Source organism: Sphingobacterium sp. (assembly GCF_039596235.1).
GTDB lineage: Bacteria > Bacteroidota > Bacteroidia > Sphingobacteriales > Sphingobacteriaceae > Sphingobacterium.
On the sequence record NZ_JBCNKE010000003.1, the window covers coordinates 136,087 to 155,217 of the forward strand.

Annotated in this window: 18 protein-coding genes and 1 riboswitch; of the genes, 7 read left to right on the plus strand and 11 right to left on the minus strand. The window is 41.9% G+C overall.

Annotated features, from left to right (window positions below; translation table 11 throughout):
- Nucleotides 1-12: 12 nt before the first annotated feature.
- Together ABDW32_RS08000 and ABDW32_RS08005 are read left to right on the plus strand one after the other, a co-directional pair.
- The gene (locus tag ABDW32_RS08000; RefSeq protein ID WP_343561175.1) at nucleotides 13-2,211 is read left to right on the plus strand and encodes an alpha-galactosidase; all 2,199 of its coding nucleotides are present in this window, start codon (nucleotides 13-15) and stop codon (nucleotides 2,209-2,211) included.
- 96 nt (nucleotides 2,212-2,307) lie between these two features.
- A complete protein-coding gene (locus ABDW32_RS08005) occupies nucleotides 2,308-4,674 on the plus strand; it encodes a glycoside hydrolase family 95 protein (protein ID WP_343561177.1) in 2,367 nt (788 codons plus the stop codon).
- A gap of 154 nt (nucleotides 4,675-4,828) precedes the next feature.
- Here ABDW32_RS08005 and ABDW32_RS08010 read toward each other — a convergent pair whose 3' ends face one another.
- Nucleotides 4,829-5,095, minus strand: a complete 267-nt coding sequence (locus tag ABDW32_RS08010) for a hypothetical protein (protein WP_077436141.1) — start codon at nucleotides 5,093-5,095, stop codon at nucleotides 4,829-4,831.
- Nucleotides 5,096-5,161: 66 nt separating this feature from the next.
- Nucleotides 5,162-5,255: riboswitch (SAM-I-IV-variant riboswitch) on the minus strand.
- Nucleotides 5,256-5,468: 213 nt separating this feature from the next.
- On the opposite strand from ABDW32_RS08010, the gene ABDW32_RS08015 reads away from it, so the two are divergent.
- Entirely contained in the window at nucleotides 5,469-6,233 is a 765-nt protein-coding gene (locus tag ABDW32_RS08015; RefSeq protein ID WP_343561180.1) for a DUF3050 domain-containing protein, read from the plus strand.
- 60 nt (nucleotides 6,234-6,293) lie between these two features.
- Here the strand turns inward: ABDW32_RS08015 and ABDW32_RS08020 are convergent, their stop codons facing one another.
- The 3 genes from ABDW32_RS08020 to ABDW32_RS08030 form a co-directional block, all read right to left on the minus strand.
- Nucleotides 6,294-7,280 carry an N-acetylmuramoyl-L-alanine amidase gene (locus tag ABDW32_RS08020; protein ID WP_343561182.1) on the minus strand — a complete coding sequence of 329 codons (987 nt, stop codon included), beginning with the start codon at nucleotides 7,278-7,280 and terminating at the stop codon, nucleotides 6,294-6,296.
- 135 nt (nucleotides 7,281-7,415) lie between these two features.
- Nucleotides 7,416-8,708, minus strand: a complete 1,293-nt coding sequence (locus tag ABDW32_RS08025) for a serine hydrolase (protein ID WP_343561184.1) — start codon at nucleotides 8,706-8,708, stop codon at nucleotides 7,416-7,418.
- 35 nt (nucleotides 8,709-8,743) lie between these two features.
- Entirely contained in the window at nucleotides 8,744-8,878 is a 135-nt protein-coding gene (locus ABDW32_RS08030; RefSeq protein ID WP_343561185.1) for a hypothetical protein, read from the minus strand.
- Between the two features lie 127 nt (nucleotides 8,879-9,005).
- On the opposite strand from ABDW32_RS08030, the gene ABDW32_RS08035 reads away from it, so the two are divergent.
- Nucleotides 9,006-9,530 (plus strand): DinB family protein, encoded by a 525-nt coding sequence (locus tag ABDW32_RS08035; protein WP_343561187.1) that lies wholly within the window; start codon nucleotides 9,006-9,008, stop codon nucleotides 9,528-9,530.
- Between the two features lie 64 nt (nucleotides 9,531-9,594).
- On the opposite strand, the gene ABDW32_RS08040 is transcribed toward ABDW32_RS08035, so the two are convergent.
- On the minus strand, nucleotides 9,595-10,287 hold the full coding sequence (locus ABDW32_RS08040; protein ID WP_343561189.1) for an HAD family hydrolase: 693 nt from the start codon (nucleotides 10,285-10,287) through the stop codon (nucleotides 9,595-9,597).
- Nucleotides 10,288-10,644: 357 nt separating this feature from the next.
- Here ABDW32_RS08040 and ABDW32_RS08045 point away from each other — a divergent pair, with 357 nt between their 5' ends.
- Nucleotides 10,645-11,208: a Crp/Fnr family transcriptional regulator gene (locus ABDW32_RS08045; protein WP_343561191.1), complete on the plus strand. Its 564-nt coding sequence runs from the start codon at nucleotides 10,645-10,647 to the stop codon at nucleotides 11,206-11,208.
- 212 nt (nucleotides 11,209-11,420) lie between these two features.
- Complete coding sequence (locus ABDW32_RS08050; protein WP_343561193.1) at nucleotides 11,421-12,560, plus strand: serine hydrolase domain-containing protein; 1,140 nt, start codon at nucleotides 11,421-11,423, stop codon at nucleotides 12,558-12,560.
- A gap of 74 nt (nucleotides 12,561-12,634) precedes the next feature.
- Here the strand turns inward: ABDW32_RS08050 and ABDW32_RS08055 are convergent, their stop codons facing one another.
- The 3 genes from ABDW32_RS08055 to ABDW32_RS08065 form a co-directional block, all read right to left on the minus strand.
- Nucleotides 12,635-14,575 (minus strand): oleate hydratase, encoded by a 1,941-nt coding sequence (locus ABDW32_RS08055; protein ID WP_343561195.1) that lies wholly within the window; start codon nucleotides 14,573-14,575, stop codon nucleotides 12,635-12,637.
- A 96-nt stretch (nucleotides 14,576-14,671) separates the two neighbouring features.
- Entirely contained in the window at nucleotides 14,672-15,568 is an 897-nt protein-coding gene (locus ABDW32_RS08060) for a helix-turn-helix domain-containing protein (RefSeq protein WP_343561197.1), read from the minus strand.
- A 51-nt stretch (nucleotides 15,569-15,619) separates the two neighbouring features.
- Nucleotides 15,620-16,111 (minus strand): GNAT family N-acetyltransferase, encoded by a 492-nt coding sequence (locus tag ABDW32_RS08065; RefSeq protein WP_343561199.1) that lies wholly within the window; start codon nucleotides 16,109-16,111, stop codon nucleotides 15,620-15,622.
- Nucleotides 16,112-16,318: 207 nt separating this feature from the next.
- On the opposite strand from ABDW32_RS08065, the gene ABDW32_RS08070 reads away from it, so the two are divergent.
- A complete protein-coding gene (locus tag ABDW32_RS08070; protein ID WP_343561201.1) occupies nucleotides 16,319-16,768 on the plus strand; it encodes a VOC family protein in 450 nt (149 codons plus the stop codon).
- Between the two features lie 149 nt (nucleotides 16,769-16,917).
- On the opposite strand, the gene ABDW32_RS08075 is transcribed toward ABDW32_RS08070, so the two are convergent.
- The 3 genes from ABDW32_RS08075 to ABDW32_RS08085 are packed head-to-tail and all read right to left on the minus strand — an operon-like array spanning nucleotide 16,918 to nucleotide 19,098.
- Nucleotides 16,918-17,280, minus strand: a complete 363-nt coding sequence (locus ABDW32_RS08075) for a DUF4180 domain-containing protein (protein WP_343561203.1) — start codon at nucleotides 17,278-17,280, stop codon at nucleotides 16,918-16,920.
- 50 nt (nucleotides 17,281-17,330) lie between these two features.
- Nucleotides 17,331-18,254, minus strand: coding sequence for a Dyp-type peroxidase (locus tag ABDW32_RS08080; RefSeq protein WP_343561205.1), 924 nt, complete (start codon nucleotides 18,252-18,254; stop codon nucleotides 17,331-17,333).
- 58 nt (nucleotides 18,255-18,312) lie between these two features.
- Nucleotides 18,313-19,098 carry a class I SAM-dependent methyltransferase gene (locus tag ABDW32_RS08085; protein WP_343561207.1) on the minus strand — a complete coding sequence of 262 codons (786 nt, stop codon included), beginning with the start codon at nucleotides 19,096-19,098 and terminating at the stop codon, nucleotides 18,313-18,315.
- Nucleotides 19,099-19,131 lie beyond the last annotated feature (33 nt).

Genomic DNA, 19,131 nt, shown 5'->3' on the forward strand with positions numbered 1-19,131 from the left:
ATCTATTTATATATGCCAACCCATCATTTTAAACAGGTTGTACTCGGGCTCTTGATGACTCAAGGGCTTGTCCGTCTGGATGTGCATGCGCAGTCCAAACAGATTCCCATTGAAACCAGATCGAATGCGCTTGTGTTGGAGTACGATTCCACGAAAACACTGAAAATGCTCTATTACGGTGAAAAATTGAGCGATTCAAAGGAGTATGCGACCATTGCAAGCGGTTATAGACAATTGACAGACTATAGTGGCCTATCCAATTCGGCTTATACACCTTCAGGTTCAAAAAATCTACTGGAACCAGCTATCAGTGTTGTTCATGCCGATGGTAATCGCTCCCTGGACTTACGCTATGAAAAGCATGCGGTGAAAGAACTGGATGCCAATGTTAAACAGCTTGATATCACGCTGAAAGATCCAGTATATGATATTTACGTCGTGTTACACTACAAATCATTTTCGAATGAGAATATCATTGAGCAGTGGGCAACCATTCAGAATAAAGAAAAAAAAGTTGTTACCCTCGAAAAGTTTGCTTCTGCCAACCTGACCCTGCGCTCAAAAGCGTACTGGCTGCGGCAGTATCATGGCGACTGGGCAAAAGAAATGCAGGTGGAGGAGACCCCATTGACGCACGGCATTAAAGTGTTGGACAGTAAACTCGGAACACGCGCAAACTTATTCCAGCCACCTTCTTTTATGGTGTCATTGGGCAAGGCGGCATCCGAAGACGAAGGAACGGTTTTGATGGCAAGCCTTGGGTATAGCGGAAATTTTAAAGTAGATTTTGAAGTCGACTACCTCAATAACTTACGTATTATTGCCGGAATAAATAATTATGCTTCCAATGTGAAACTGGTCGGCGACCAAGAATTTACAACACCCAAATTGATTTATACCTTATCGACGAAGGGAAAAGGAGAGGCTTCCCGGAACTTGCACAACTGGGCCCGTAAATATCAGTTGCTGGATGGAAATGGCGAACGCTTGACTTTACTTAATAATTGGGAGGCGACCTACTTTGATTTTAATGAGCAAAAATTGAAAGGACTGCTTCAGGATACCAAGAAACTAGGAGTAGACCTTTTTTTATTGGATGATGGCTGGTTTGGAAATAAATATCCGCGTAATAGCGATCACTCGAGCTTGGGAGATTGGCAACCTAACCGCACAAAATTGCCCAATGGTATTGCGACGCTTGTGGAAGAAGCGACTAAACAAGGCGTTAAATTTGGAATCTGGGTAGAACCCGAAATGGTCAGCCCCAAATCCGAACTCTACGAGCAACATCCGGATTGGGTCGTCAAACAGCCGCAGCGTGAAGAACATTACTTCCGCAATCAACTCATCCTGGATCTGACAAATCCTAAGGTGCAGGATTTTGTTTTTCATATCTTGGACGACCTGTTTACCAAAAATCCGGCATTGGCATACATTAAATGGGATTGTAATGCGGTGATATACAATGCGCACTCTGCATTTCTGAAAGATCAGGGTACCTTTTATATTTCGTATGTCGAAGGTCTTTATAAGGTGTTGGAACGTATCCGTGCGAAGTATCCGAAGGTTCCGATGATGTTATGTTCGGGGGGCGGTGGCCGCGTGGACTATGCAGCGCTTCGGTACTTTACCGAATTCTGGCCTTCGGATAATACAGATCCCCTGGAACGTATTTTTATGCAGTACGAATATTCTTACTTTTTCCCTGCAATCAGCACCTCAAACCATGTGACAGACTGGGGAAAACAGCCACTCAAATTCCGTACGGATGTAGCCATGATGGGCAAACTGGGTTTTGATATTGTGGTGAGTCACCTGAATGAGCAGGATCTGTTATTCTCCCAGCAGGCGGTAAAGAATTACGACGCGCTTAAAGCAACGATCTTATATGGGGATCAGTATCGCTTGGCCGATCCACGTGAAAATGACTTTGCCGCCCTGAGTTATGTGAATAACCAAAAAACAGAAGCTGTCATTTTCAACTACCTGGTCAATAACCGTTATGGCATAGGATCAACGGATCCAGTGCGTTTAAAAGGACTAGATGCCCAAAAGCAATACCGTGTGGAGGAGATCAACTTGTATCCGGGAACCAAGTCGAGCTTAAGCCAGGGACAAACTTATTCGGGCGATTACCTGATGAAAGTCGGCGTGAATCCTGATCTGAATAGCAATCGTACCAGCGTTTTGCTGAAGATCTCGGCACTTTAAAAATAACTGTGGCACACCCGAAGCTCCAATTCCAACAATCTGGACTTCGGATGCGCCAAATTTATAAACCTAATTGCGCAATATGCTCAAAAAAACATGATAAAAGGCGACATCAATAGATATCCAAAAATAAGTCGTGGAATAGCTCGAATACTTTGTGTTATGCTGCTGTTCTTTTTTACGGACAAGTTATTTGGGCAGGAGCAAGGGAACAAACTCTGGTATCAACAGCCGGCAAAACAATGGGAGGAGACCTTACCCCTGGGCAATGGAAAAATTGGTATGATGCCCGACGGTGGCTTAATAAATGAAAATATTGTGCTCAACGATATTACACTATGGTCGGGAAGCCCCCAGGATGTCAATAATTATGAAGCCAGCAGGTACTTGGATAGCATCCGAAATCTGATCAAAAGCGGGAAAAATGACCTCGCTCAGGGATTGATTGACCAACATTTTATCTGCAAAGGTCCGGGATCAGGTGGTAAGCAATGGGGCTGTTATCAAGTGCTTGGCAATCTGACGCTTGCATTTGATGGAAAAACAGATATTGCTGCGGTACAAAACTATCGCCGTGAGCTGGATATTGAAAAGGCTCTGGTAAAAACGAATTATGAACTCAAAGGCGTAAGATATTACCGGGAATATTGGACAAGCTTTGCAGACGATGTGGGTATTATACGTTTACAGAGTAGTAAAAAAGGACAGATAAACCTAACAATCAAGATTGACCGTCCTGAAAGGGCAACTGCTACCACCAAAGATGGCGAGCTCATCTTGATGGGACAATTGGATAATGGTGTGGACGGTAAAGGTATGCAGTTTAAAACACGTGTCCGTGCGCAAGTTAAAGGTGGAAAACAGCTTGTACAAGGGCAATCTATTGTTATCCAACAGGCTGACGAAGTACTAATTTATATGGCAACAGATACCGATTTTAAAGGGAAGGATTTTGAGCGTACAACAACCGAAACTTTAACAAAGGCTTTAAAAAAATCCTATGCCAAGCAATATGCCGAACATCTACGGAATTATTCAACAAAGTTTAACCGTTTGTCGCTCAGTCTTGGCCGCTCGAAAGATAATTTGCCGACCGACCAACGTTTGCGGGCTTTCGGTAAAGAACCGGATCAGGATCCGGGGCTGGCGGCCTTATTTTATCAGTATGGTCGCTATCTTAGTATTAGCAGTACGCGTTTAGGTCTGCTGCCGCCGAATTTGCAGGGACTATGGGCAAATCAGATTCAGACACCATGGAATGGAGATTATCACCTGGATATCAATGTGCAGATGAACCATTGGCACCTGGGAACGGCCAATTTGGGTGAACTCAATGATCCGTTGGTGAGTCTTGTTGAAGGCCTTATGGCCCCGGGAGCAAAGACCGCGAAGGCGTACTATAACGCACCGGGCTGGGTGGCTCATGTGATCACCAACCTGTGGGGCTATACCGAACCGGGGGAATCCGCTTCCTGGGGCATTGCCAATGCAGGCTCGGGCTGGCTGTGCAATAATCTGTGGGAACATTACCTTTATAGCGAAGATATGGACTATCTGCGACGGATATACCCAATACTCTATGGCGCGGCACAATTTTACGCCAGCGTCTTGACTGAATACCCCGGTAAAGGTTGGTTGTTGACTTCGCCATCGGTATCTCCGGAAAATTCGTTCAAGCTCCCCAACGGACATCAGGCAAATGTGACAATGGGCCCCACCATAGATAATCAGATTGTACGCGAATTGTTTGAAAATATAATCCATGCGGCGGGATTATTGGGCAAACAATCGGATCCTTTTTTAACGAAGGTTTCAGCGCAATTGAAACGCTTAGCACCGGCAGTGCAGATTGCTAAAGATGGCCGTATCATGGAATGGATCGAAGATTATGGAGAGGTTGATCCGCAGCATCGGCATATCTCGCATTTGTACGGTTTGTATCCAGGCTATCTGATTCGATATGATGAACATTCAGATTGGCAGCTTGCCGCTAAAAAAAGCCTGAATGTACGGGGAGATGATGGCCCGAGCTGGGCCATTGCCCATAAACTCCTGTTTTGGGCGAGATTGCATGAAGGCGAACGGGCCTATAAATTATTTCGGCAGCTGATGACCCCACGAGTCGATACAAATATCAATTATGGAGCTGGTGGCGGTGTTTATGCTAATCTGTTAACTGCTGGGCCACCTTTCCAGATTGATGGTAATTTTGGTGGAGCAGCCGGGATCGCTGAGATGCTGGTGCAGTCGTATAAGGACAGTGTGTATCTCCTGCCGGCGATCCCTGAAGCCTGGAAAAAAGAAGGTCAGGTCAGGGGAATGCGCATTAAAGGAAATCATACCTTAGACATGGGATGGAAAGATGGTAAAATACTGAATTACCGGATTTATTCCCCCCAATCACAACAACTTCAGGTATGTATAGATCATAACTGGATCGCTTATTATACAAAAGCAAAATAAAAGATTCCTTAGCCTGCAATTTTTGCACGGTAGGAACCTTTTGTCTTTACAATCTCATTGCATAAATATGTGTTATACACAATTACATGTAAATATGAAAAACAGAAGAGACTGTAGCCATTGCTTCTACGCTGAAAGTGCTATGACTGCTGTTTTACGATTGCAATGGAATCAATACATTGTGTTCTAAACGTACTGGTACCTGCTTAACCGAGGTAAACCCATCTTCCTTGGAAATAATATTAGAAAGATCCAGTCCTCTTTTGGAAAATGTGCTGATTAAGGCAGTCCTGAAGGTTGCTTTAGCCGAACCCCAGCCTTGGCCTAAGATTGTGTCATTGTTGAGCTGGATCAGTTCGTCCGTGGAATAGTAGTTGAATTTTTCCAGTAAGTGTTGATAAAGATTTGTTGTTGTAGCCATACAATTTAAAAATTTAAAGGATTAAACCATAAACTGTATCCAGATCTTGTTGGGAAAATAAGCGTTGTTTAACGTTTATTTTGGTCGAAACCCGTATTAATTTACCACCGCGGTGTCTACACTCGGTTGGTATTGCATCATGCAATTCTGAATACTCTACAAATATAGTAGATTATTTTTTATAATTAAAAATATTTTTGTTTTTAGCAGTAATTGGTTGTAGTTATGAAGATAAGACATACAAAAGTGAGGTTAGTCATTCAGCTTTGATTTGGTTATGAAGTGGATGGATAGGTGACTGATAATTTATCATGATACTGTAATCTCGTCGAAAATACTTTAAAAAACAGCGATAAGACAATACTTTTGCGGCATGAATAGAATTGCGGAAATTAACGAATACATTGCTGCCGAACGCGAGGTATTATTGCAACACCCTTTGTATCGTAAAATCAAAACGATCAAGAATCTACGTTCTTTTACAGAAGGGCATGTGTATGCTGTATGGGATTTTATGTCTTTATTAAAAGCTTTACAGATTAAATTGACCTGTACAACATTGCCTTGGTTTGCAAGTGAACATCCATCAACACGTTATCTGATCAATGAAATTGTTTTAGCGGAGGAGTCCGACGAATATATTGATGGTCGCCGTTTGAGCCATTTTGAAATGTATTTGGACGCAATGAATGAAATGGGAGCTGATCTTCACCTGATCAACAAGTTTATCGTGAATGCGAAGAAATCCAAAAGTATTTTTGATGCCATCGCATTAACAACCTTGGATAAAAGGATCAAAGATTTTCTGAATTTTACATTTGAACTGATCGAAGAAGGCGAGGTACATAAAATTGCTGCTGCCTTTACATTCGGTCGTGAAGACCTTATCCCGGGAATGTTTACTTCGATCTTACAGGAATTGAAGTCCAACTTTCCTGAATCAAGCTTAGATAATTTTATCTACTATTTCCAACGTCATATTGATCTGGACGGTGATGAACATGGTCCCTTGGCCATGCAGATGATCGGCGATCTGGCCAAAGATGATGATGAAAAGTGGGAGGAAATGAAAATAGTAAGTAAAGAGGCGCTTAAAAAGCGTATTGAACTCTGGAACGCAATAGAAGATTCCCTGTAGGGAACCTTCTATTGTTTGACTTCTCTGTAAAAAGGATCGGTTTGGTAATTTTACAGAAAATTATTCCGACAGCGAAGTTTTTATGGCTTGGGCAAAAGCGCTGATAAATTCTGGATCCAAGGTGTTGGAAAAGGTATTCATATTTCCCAAGCTGACAATGAGTGCCGGTATTTTTGCTCCCCGTAAGATCGCGTGGCTATGGCTTTCAGCTGGTTTTTGCGTGCTCAATCCTTGCTTTTGTAAATTTTGTGTGAGACGGAACGCGAGCTCGCGGCTTTGATCCTGTATCTTGGGCAGTTCAACCGCCTTTGGATACAGCAGGCCGATTGGCCTTTTGGCATTGGAAGGGTCAACATCAAAATGGATCGAAATTAAGGCGTCGCCAGTAAAGGCTGCGCGGTCTTTGAGCATCATAAATTCGTCTTTCGAATGGGTCAATACAACCTTAAAACCTTCTTTTTCGAGTTCATTTTGAATCATTTTACAAGCCTGTAAAGTGAGATCTTTCTCTTTGAGACCTTTGCTATTGGTGCCTCCACTATCTTTGCCGCCATGGCCCGGATCCAGCACAATGGTCTTTGCGCCGTTTTTAACAGCGCTGGAAACGGTAATTTTTTCTTTCGGAGGTTTAATAAAAGAAAAAGAGACAATTAATACGCATATACAAGGAACTAACAGCAGATACTGATAACCTTTCGTGCGTGGTGATAGATTTCGCATCAGTCTGTCGACGCGTTCTACCAGTTCATTTTGGCTTTTTAAAATTCTACTTTGCATATAATCTAATTGTTGATGTTGTTGTGTCAGGTTCAGTAGAAAGCTCGCATAATCGGTCTTTCCATAGCATTCTCCCACCGCACGGTCGACCTGAAATTCATGCAGACGATGCAATTCTTTCCGGACCCAATAAATGGCCGGGTTTATCCAGAAGAAGCAGCACATCAGTTCGATATATAATTTGTCCCAGGCATGTCCTTTAAGAATATGCTGCGCCTCATGGGCAAAGATGAGCTTACCTTCGGGACTTTCAAGTGTGTTTTTATCCATCACGATATAATGAAAGATCGAGCAATTATTGAAGCGATTTTTCAGTTTATCAACTGATTTACAGTTGTTTTATTTTTGGGGTCAGGTTTCAATATCGTTAGTTCGGTTGCGGAAATATTTTTGAAAACCTTAATTTCATTTTTTCAATAAATAGTCCGCCACGGCCTGATAAGCAGGCAGGGAATACGCATCGTTGGCTGAATTGGAAGCTATGGGATGTGAGGCAAATCGGACGATCACCATTTCTGCTTTGGGATCTATATAGATCGTCTGTCCATGGACACCACGTGCACAGAAAGCTCCATCGGCATTATGGCTCACCCACCACATATTTTTATAACTCCACTGTTTGAGATTAGTATAACCGGCTTTTGCAAAAGCAGCCTGGCTACCGCCGGAGCGGATGGATTCGACTACTTCCTTCGCGAGGATCTGCTTCCCATTAAAATATCCATTATTACGTACCATCTCACCAAACATAGCCATATCCCGTAAATTAGCGTTAAAACCACCGCCGGCAAAGCATATACCCGCAGCATCAATTTGATAATATCCATCAAAATTAGCTCCCATTGGTTGCCAGATCTTTTCGGAGAGAACTTGCGACAGGGGCTTTTTTAATACCCGCGAAATAATCCAGCCCATCACGTCTGTATTGACCGTTTTATAGCCGAATGCGTCACCATGTTGGCCTTTTTTCTTTACCGTCTTTAAGTAATCAAAGTAGTTTGCCGGTTCATCGCTACTTCGCTGGAAGTGGAAGGGATCTCCGGCTTTGGAGAAACCCCATATTTCCGCATTGGGATCGGCATAGTCTTCACTGAACTCCAGGCCTGTTGTCATGTCCAGCACCTGACGTACCGTAGCATCGCCAAAAGCGGAATGTGCAAGTTCAGGAACGTAATCCCGACAGTACTTGCTTTCAACCAAGACACCTTCTGCAATGAGTTGCGCAGCGAGGGTACCGGTGAATGTTTTGCTAACGGACATTGCCGCATGTTTGCCTTCTTGAGTCAATGCGCCAAAATATTTTTCGTAAATAATACGCCCTTTATGAAGAATAAGGATGCCATCAGTATAATTTTTTAAAAGAGATTCTGCCCAGCTTATAAGCTTTTCATCTCCAAGAGGTCGAAAGCTTAGGGTATCAATGGCCGAATCTTGGGCGGTGGAAAAAGAATAACGATTGATCAGGGGTGCAGGAACTACTTTCGAGGGAAAGAATTCACGCATATGGCAAACACTGTAACGTAGCGCTGGAAACTTAAAAAATGTACCGTCCAACGCCGAAATAATTCGATCTTGCGGTGGCGGAAATCCCTGCATCCATCCCAGTTTATTGGGATCGGAATCTACCGCAGATAGAAATTCCTGTGCATGGCTCATTTGTATCAGGATTAATGGGAATAATACGATGGCTTTTTTCATGATCAATTAATATGTAAATGGTATCAACCTAATAGCTACTGTGGATAGTATATATAAGTATAATAAGCAAAGCCGTCGTATTGTTTTCCACCTTGCTCCTGTTTTTGGCAGATTTTGGCCTTCTCACCCGCCGGTCTGATCAGTAAATCGATGCAGAATTGTAACTTCATCGAAAAGCCTTAATTTACGATAGAGGGAAAAAGCTGCTATTCTTGCCATACGACAAGTGTACTGTGCTTTATATCAGGTAACTTTGATGTATAACCAGGTGCCCCGGCACCTATAGATCAATGAGCAATGGATAAACCAAAATCAGCAAAACTAGAAATCGTTATTCCTGCGTATCGGATGCACAGTCAGAGTTTTATCAATGTGCTGGATGGGATTTCGGAGGAACATGCGCGTCAGCGTATCAATGGACAGAGCAACCATATCGTTTGGATGGCGGGTAATTTTGTTAATGTACGTTATGGAATTGCATACGTCCTGGGGCTTCAGGAAGAAGATCCCTATCACGACTTATTTTTTATGGGTAAAACTTTGGATGAACAGTTTAAATATCCGACTTTAAAAGAGTTGAAAGATAGTTTTTATGCTATTTCACCGAAAGTCTATCAGCGGCTGCTGGAAGTTGACGATGCAGAACTGGCAGAGATTTTCAAAATTGATATGAACATTCCCTTTGTTGAGGAGAACAAGCTCAACTTTGTGGGGATGTGTATCGGAAGGCAGGATTATCTCTGCGGACAGATGGCATTGATGCGGCGTATACTCGGTTATCCGGGTATGAAATATGAAATGGACGAGCAGATGACCTATTAATGGTCAAACAGCATAAGCCAGCACCCTGTAGGCAATGTGCTGGCTTATGCTGTTCAAAATGCCTTTAGCCCAAATGGGTCAGGATCTCATCGACTTGTTGAAGGGCGATAAAGCGTTCATGTTTTAAATTTACCTCCTGCTGTTCATGTGTCCAGGTCACATGATAGGGGATATGAACACCAAAGCCACCGAGTTCGAGAACAGGTAGAATATCGGATTTGAGGGAATTGCCCAGCATCATAAAGTGATCGGGTATACAATCCAGATGCTTGAGCAATTTACGATAGTCTTTTTCTTTTTTGTCGCTCATGATCTCGATGTGATGAAAGTAGCTTTCCAGTCCCGAATTCTTTAATTTCCGTTCTTGATCGAGAAGATCACCCTTGGTTGCTACGACCAGTCTGTAATTACCCTTTAGGTGTTCTAGGGTTTCGGTTACACCGGGAAGTAATTCGATGGGTTTCTGCAAGAGCTCATGTCCGATCGCTATTATTTGATTGATAACCTGAATAGGGACGGTATTGTCGGAGATTCGGTTGGCAGTCTCAATCATACATAACATAAAGCCCTTGATCCCATAACCATATAGATGCAGATTCTGCATCTCGGTGGCGAAGAGCTCCTGCGAGACGGTATGTTGTGGAAGGTAGTTTTCCAAAAGCATGCAAAATTGTCTTTCTGCTTCCTGAAAATAGGATTCATTGGCCCAGAGGGTATCGTCGGCATCAAAAGCGATGGTTGTTATCTTATTTTTCATTTGTATCATTAGCTGTTCATCAATTATTTTCAATGATCTTCATGAGCTCGCTTGCTCATTAAATCGGTATTTTAAGGTATGCGTGAGCTTAATCGTTCGGTTTACACTGCCTTCGGCGGCATAGTGTTCAAGCGTTCATCTGAATGTTTGGATTTGGCCTATTCTATTGAAGAGGTATTCAATCGCAATTTGTATTCATGAACTCGCTGCGCTCGGTTTGTGACGTTTAACAAACCCACTTGTATAGAAGACCCGTCTTGAATAAATCATGCTGTTTTTAAATCTACTTTTGTAATTTTATAAAGCTAATTTCTCAAAAGGAAACCATTATTAAAAGGACATTTGTCCCGGATCGTTATGTTAAGAACAAATCAATCATTTTTGGATCGTACGATAGCACTTTACGCTCAACAACAGCGGCAAGAGGATATTGTGGTCAGAAAATATACCAAGGGGCAAAACTTATATGATCAGGGAACAACCTCCACCAAGGTCATGGTTATCAATGAAGGAATAGTCAAATGCTTTTTTACCGAGGCCAATGACAAGGAGTATATTGTTGAATTTCTTTCGGTCGGGGAAATTGTCGGGGAGATCGAAAGCATTCGTCATATTCCCAGCCTGTGTAGTATACAGGCCATGACTGATGTAACAGTGTATGCATTTTCCAAAACGTATTTTAGGGAGCTATTGGAAAGAGATAGCACATGGAGCAATATGTTGCTGGATGTGATGGCACAGCGTATTGTGCATACCTCGAGCCGGGCATCTTACCAGCAGTTATACAGTTTGGAACATAGCTTACATCGTTTATTGGAAATCCAGTCCCAGCAGGATATGACGATAAAGAAAGAGGATATGGCGGCCTATCTCGGTATTTCGGTCAGAAGCCTCAATCGGGAACTTAAAAAATTGCTATAATCTCAGAAAGACACCCAAAAAAAATGTGTTTCAACTTGTTTCGAAGCTTGGATCAATATAACATCAGCATAACTAGTTGATCTTTGACCAGCCTGAAAGTGAAAAACAGAGAAGATAAGAGCATAGGCATAACCATGGAGATTTGAGCATTGTCCAAAAAATGGGTAAATTGAAAGCGATTAATACAATGTTTTTGATATAAAACAATAGACATGCAATACCATAGTCTCAGATACCTCAAACTCGTTTTACTTTTTATAGGCGTAACTAACTTTGCAATGGGGCAGAAAATTGAAAAATCTGTGTTGGATAAAACGCTTTCCAACTATTATGCGAATGGAAATGAACCTGGGATAGCCGTTATGATTAGTCAGCATGGACAGGTACGTTACCATTATGCTGTAGGGATGGAGGATCTAAAAACGCGACAAAAGATCACAGAAAAGACCCATTTTCGGATGGCCTCCGTCAGTAAGCAGGTGACAGCGCAAGCTATTTGCAGTTTATTTGCTCAGGGAAAGCTAAAGCCAACGGATCAATTGGAACTTTTCTTTGATGATTTGCCCTTAGCCTTGCGAGATATTACCGTCGCTCAATTACTTCAACACCGCTCGGGAATCATGGATTATGAAGCATTGATACCAAGTGATCGAACCGCGCAGGTTTCGGATAGCGATGTGCTGGACTATATCCGGCAGACCGATAAGGTTTATTTTCCAGCTGGGAGTCAATTCAGGTACAGCAATACAGGCTATTGCCTCTTGGCTTTAATTGTGGAACAGGTGGCCAAAGAGTCTTTTGCGGCCTTTGTAAAAAAGCATTTATTTCTGCCGAATGGTATCCACGATGGAATCGTCTATACAATGGATTCAGCTATTCCCGATCGGGCTTTCGGTTATCATCCTAAGGCGGATACCTTTGTGTTTGCCGATCAGAGTGTGACCAGTGCGACCCAAGGTGATGGCGGTGTGTACCTATCGGCTTTGGAGTACCATCAATGGGCTAATTTTTTGCTTCATAAGCGTTTTTCAGAAACCTTTGTACAAGATTTTCTGGCAAAAGAAAGCCTTCCGGTAAAAGATGGTGTTACCTACAATTTAGGCTGGTTTAGCTATCCTCTGGCGGGAAATAGGTTGTTCTTCCATTCGGGAGAATCCACGGGTTTCCATAATATGGTGTATTTAGATCAGCAGAAAGACCTTGTTATCACTTTATTTAGCAATCGTGATGACCTCCTGATTGCGGATGCTTTTGACGCACTGCTTGAGGTCCTTAAACTACCTAAGCCGATGGATCCGAGTGCCCATAGCAAATCTGTTTTCAGATGGCTTAATGCCGTATATGCGAATTAGTATGCCTACGGATGGAAAATAAAATCGCCTATGTCTTTAGAAGACATAGGCGATTTGGAGTTTTTGATTGGAATTTAGCCCTTAATTCCTTTTAACCAATCTTTGAATTTACCGAACTGCTCGGCCAAAAATGATTCATGATCTTCACTTTCTTCCTCTCCTCCGGGAAGAATATGTTCAAAATAAGACCCTTTTAGGATTTTACGCAATAATCCTTCACCTATGAACGGCTTATCATCATTTAGCGTCCGTGCGGCTTTCAATAAATGACGGATATCATATTGTAAAGGATTGATATCAGGCACTTGCTTGTTGAGATTCAGAAGCTCGTACACAGCTATACGTGCGGTTCTGACCGAACTTTCCATCGTAAACACCACGTCGTTGTTGGTTTCGACGAACTGTCCAACGAGGCCTAGATTTTTACAGCCCTTTGGAACTACCCTTGGACGATCGCCTTTCGCCCGGGGCATAAACATCGATGTGATATAGGGCATAAACGTCGTGCGGACGATCGTATTTTTGATGACATCATCCAATTGGTCAATGATTCCGAGATGATGACATAGTTCAGCCAAAATTTCATCTCCGGTACATTCAGGCATCGTCTTTTTAATATAATTCCCTTGTTTGTCCATAAATAGGGCATAAACCCAAAGTACAAGAACATCATCGGGCTGGCCAGGGAAGTGTGGCTGTCTGTTACACGTAAAGCTCATCAACCAGTTGGAGTCTGTAATGGTAATAATACCGCCGGTGACAGTTTTTCCAGAATAGGGGTCATTGACCGAATAGCTCTTTAATTTTTCAATCAAAGCCGAGGGTCTACAGGTCAGGGTAGCAGATTCCCAGGCTGATTTTTCGATGTTGCTGCAGAATTTTTCAGGTTTACCGAAGATATCGGATTTTGCGGCCAGATTTTTCCAGAGTTTCCAACCTGCACTTTGGCCACTTGTACTATTGTCAATACCGATGATCGGTGCTTTGGTATTATCGCCATAAAACGTATCTTCGGTCATTGAGCCGGTTGTAACAATCACAAAGTCATTTGGCCCCAGTGGAATACGTACTTCTTCGCCACTTTGTTCGGTAATGATTCCTTCAACGGTTTTTCCTTCGGTGTTGCTTTGTATGTCGAGATCTTTGACCAGTACATTAAATTGGATCTTCACGCCTTTCTCTTGTAACACCTTGCGTAATGGGGTGACGAAGGTATCATATTGATTGTATTTAGGGAATACCAGCGAAGAAAGATCATTCAATCCATCAATCGCATGAAGGAAACGATGCATATAGAGTTTCAATTCCAATAAGCTATGCCAGTTTTCAAAGGCAAACATCGTGCGCCAAAAAGTCCAAAAATTACTGCTTAAGAATGACTCACTGAAATAGTCTTCAATTGTCAGGTCATCCAGCTCTTCTTTCTTTTTCAACAGGAGTTTGATAATTGCAAGTTGATCTTTTTTGGCTAATCCAAATTTGCTAAAATCTTTGATTTCACCAAGATTATGGATAAGCCGTGCTTTTGAATAGTTGGAATCATTATCATTGATCAATCTATATTCGTCAAGTACACTGTAAGGAGCAGGCATTTCCAAGGCTGGAATATCCTGAAACATATCCCATAAGTTTTCATAAGTCATGTCCATTTCACGTCCGCCACGGATGACATAACCATCTTTGGCATTACCGGCACCATCCAGGGATCCACCTTCGATATGTAACTGCTCCAGGAAGGTGATATTTTCCGCAGGGACATGTCCATCACGGATGAAATAGTATGCTGCAGACATGCCTGCAATCCCGCTACCGACGATATAAATTTTGCTGTCTTTGTAAGATTTGTTCGGTATGCCTTTATTGCGTTGGTAATTTCCTATCTGATCTGAAAAAGGCATTGCCTTTTTAGGGGTATTACGTTGTTGTTCGGTGCTTGAATCCGGTTCATGATTTACATTTCCATATTCAGCAGATGCATTTAATACTTTGTCGAATTTTGAGGTGATTTCTTTCATGATTCTTATTGTTTTTAATTCTTGAGTAAAGTTAGCCATACTCCTTCGATCATTTATGCCCTCAAATTCGCTATTGTTCTACCGAATTTCCTTTATTTACATATTTTGTCTTTTTCGATATTCCGAAGGTGATAACATGGCGTATTTTTTGAAAAAACGGCCAAATGCAGAGATCGAATTGAAACCTATGGCGTAGGCAATGTCGGAAATGGTCTTCTCCGGATTTCCGAGCAGGGCATATGCTTCTTTGAGCAAATTTTCGTCTATGATTTCATGTGGCGTCTTTCCAGATGCCTTCTTAACAATACTAATCAGATATTTGTTTGAAATAAATAACCGATCGGCGTAATATTTCACATCTTTGGATTGGCTGCAATGTTGCTGTACCAGGTCCGTAAACTTAAAGTAGAGGCTATTGGCCTCCTGAATTGTTTCCACTGCCTGTTGGTCCTCCGCGGCCAGCACATCGGCTATTTCTAGGAGCAGGTTAAATATAATGGTGCGAATAATGTCGGGGGTAAAACGTGTCGCCCGGAGGGTCACTTCTCTTAAATATTCAAGGAGCTTTAATAATTTTCCGGCAAGTTTTTCTGCTTCGGGTATAATGGCGAATGTCGCATTGTTGAATAGTCCCAATTTTTCGATGAAAAATGGATTGGCAATGTTTTTAAGTAGGAACAGCTTGTCAAAGAAAAGTAGTTTCATTCTGAAATCTTTGCTGACCGCTGTAAATTTGAGAATGGTGGAAGGAGCTGAAACAAGTAAGCTATGCTGTGTTAGTGTATATTCCTGATTATCAATTTCCACCGTAATCGTTCCTGCCGTACAAATGCAAATAGCATAAAAATCAATGCGGAATGAATTTCTGGGGTATTCGAAAAGGGGATTGCCCGATGAGATGTAATAAGGTCTATTGCAATCTACTCCAAAGAAAGATAAAGTGTCTTGTAGGCTGTCGTGTGTATTTGGATTGATCTTGATGCTAAACTTCATAGGGTATTGTCATGTGCTATTGACCTTATTCTTTCGGTTGGATAAAATAGGTTATGTGCGTTTTAAAATAAGCTTTTCTGTAGCAACCTCATCTTCTATACCAACAAAGTAGCTTTGAAACCCAAACTTTGTCAGTAATTGTCTGGAGGCCGTATTTTCGGGGTCTATGATGCCGACCACATCCTTATTGACGTCGATGTTTTGGGCCATGGCCAGCAGCGATTCGCAGATTTTGGTACCGAGACCTTTACGCCAAAACTGCTTTTTAAGCAAATAACCGATTTCAAATACGGACGGATCTTTTTTATAGTTGACTAATTTGCAGTCGCCCAAAAATAATTGGCTCCCGGAATCGATCACCTTAAAATAACCCAATAATGGATCTGTATTGATTTCGAGAATGGAAGCGAATTTTTTCTCGGCCTGCTCGGCTGTCAGTCCCTTGCCTGAAATATATTTCATGATCTCGTCGTCCTTGGTAAGTTCTCTAAAAAGGGGAAAATCTTCGGCTATATATTTTTTTAATTCTAGTGTGTTGTACATGGCTCATGTGTCTTCTACACAAGATAAGGTTGTTTTTTTACTAAATCAAAAGTTGGACTCCAAATAATCATTTTTCTGTCTTATTTATGATTTTGTCGTTTAATAGATGCGGATTTAACTTAAATTGTCGTGGAGAATAAATACATCCGTTTATGCCAACAAAGGTTTGAAATGATGGACGGAAAATCACATTTAACAATTGTAATAATGGAGATAGCAGGAATATATGAAACGCATATCCAGGTACGTAATCTGGAGGAGTCGGTCAATTTTTATACAAAGGTGCTTGGCCTGCGGATTGCACACCGTGATCCCAATCGACCTATTGTCTTTCTGTGGGTAGGTACAGGAAAGGAGTATATGTTGGGACTCTGGCAGGAGAAAGCAAACTTTCAGCCGCGGCATTTTGCTTTTAGAGCCAGTAAAGAAGATATCTTGAACTACGCAGTAGACTATCTGAAGGAGAGGGAATTGCAACCTTACAATTTTTTGAAAAATGGCGTAGAAAAACCAATGGTATTTGCCTGGATGCCGGCACTGGCTATTTATTTTAATGATCCAGATGGCAATCAATTGGAGTTTATTGCCGTATTGGAAGGCGAGGGGAGGCCAGAGTTGGGTGTCATGTCCTACGAGGATTGGTTGCAGCTTTCGTAGAAAATAAGCGGCTATTTTAGACATGCCCAAAAAAGTGTCTAACTTTTTTGGGCATTTTTATGCTTAGAAAGCAATACGATTTTGCATTTAAGTTCCGTGCGTATTATTAGGCAAGGTAAAGACCGCCTTGAATGGATCGAGCGGCGTCGTTAACCTTTTGATAGTCTAATAATAGCTTCATCCCGTGTAGCAACAAAGTTGATCTTACGGCCTCTATTACTTTCGTAAATAAAATCATTCAGACTTTTGCTATTATAAATGGAAAAGTCACCAACAATAGCGACGTCAAAATCGTACTGCGTATATTTTTGAAGAATATCCCCCGCCAACTTGGTTTTGAGTTCAAAAAAATCAGGCGAAATATTTTCTTGGTATAAGATTGCTTTGTATGCTCCCTGTGCGCCACAATCTACCATGATCTGTAAACCATCATCGAGATTGTTGATGAGGATATCAGTATCTTTTACTTCAGCGATATTTCTATCGTTTACTTGGATAATGTCGATCTGCATAGTTGTAATATATTGAGTAGTAATGATTGTTTTTAAGCCCTAAGATTGCTTTATCCGGTAAAATCTTTCAGCATATCAATGGATGGACAGAAATATAATGTGCCACTCTGCGCGGTACTAAAGTCCAGAATACGGTCATAATTACCTTCAGGCTCACCGATAAACATTCGCTTTAGCATTTGTGTCACGGTACTAAATCTACTGGCGTAAGCAATAAAATAAGTACCCATTTGATTAGTGGCGATATTGCCAAAAGGCATATTGTCCCTGACGATTTTGAGGTCATCGCCTACATTAGCTAAGGCCGAGTGCGAATTGGCCGGCTTTATGTCATCCGACATTTCAATATCATTGGTTTTACTTCGCCCAATAACTTTTTCCTGTTCGGATACGGGTAAGGCTCGCCAGCTGTTCATATCGTGCAGGTATTTTTGAACAAAAAGATAGCTGCCACCTTTATAGGCTTGATCTTCATCGCCAATAATACCAAAGAAAGCACGGTCCTCACCTGTCGGGTTTTCGGTGCCGTCGACAAAACCTAGGATGCTCCTCCCATCCCAATAACGAAAGCCGTGGACTTCTTCCTTGCAGTCAGCAATCGTTGCTAGTATATCGGAAATTTCGGCTGCCATGTCAATACAATAGCTTTGCTCTTCAGCCCGAATATGAAAATGCAGATCACCTGGGGTAGCAACAGCAACGTGCTTTTGGCCTACGATGGGCTCAAAAGGAAGCAATTCTTTTGGTAACGGCTCCTGAAGTGCCAATTTTTTCCAGGCATGATAACTGATCCCTATGACGATACTCGCTTTTATTCCCGTTGAACGTACCTGAGCCGAATTATTGAGATTGATGATCAACGCACAGATCCGTTCAAACACCGGTTTCAGCTCTTTATTTTCCTGAAAATTCCATACCATGAAAACGGTATTGTTGCTGGGTGAATCGATAACATTCTGCGCTTGATTGTTCATAAAATATGCTGTTGATTTGATATTGACAATAATACTAAGCTACAAATAAAATTGTAATCTATGCTTTTCCCCTTACATCATTCATTTTTAAGGTCATTGATAGGGCTTCTGTTTCGATCCAGTTGCTGTAATCTGCAATGGCTTTTAAACGCAGCTCATCTGTAATATATCCTTCTATGACCATTTGCTGCGACTGGGCCACTTTGATCCAGATTCCAAGATTGGTCTGAAAATGATCGTCGCCCTTGGTATAGGTCTGATCGGCGTTGATTGTCTCAATGGCTGTAAATCCCTGTTGTTGGAGCAAAGGGGCGATTTCATCTGCGACACGGTTGTTCATACCCGCATCGGCACGCCATTTCAGAAATGTATGATAAAACTCCTGCATACTGGCCGGTGGTGCTGGGTGCCATTCAATTGCGGTATGGTTATAATCCAGGATCGAAAGCTGCCCTCCGGGTTTCAACCAGGATTTGAACCGTTGTAAGGCCGTAGGAATATCACTTAGCCATTGCACGGTTCTTGCAGTCATAATCAGGTCAAACTGATGTGGTGGCTCATAACTGAAAATATTAGCACAGATCAGACTAAGATTGGCGGTGTCACCGTATTGTTGGTTCCCCATATCAATAAAAGATTGGGTGTTGTCTAAACCGATTACTGTTCCGTCCGCGACAAGTGAGGCAACTTCATTAGTCAATGTTCCAGTGCCACAGCCTACATCGAGGATAGCTAAACCGGGTTTTAACAAAGGGAGAATAGTTCGATAGTCATTTGCTAATGTTCGTCTTTCAAATATTTTATTTGCCTGTTGATCTCTTCTGTCAATAAATTTCTCTTTCATTTGATTGGTTTAGTGTGGCGTAAATATAATTTG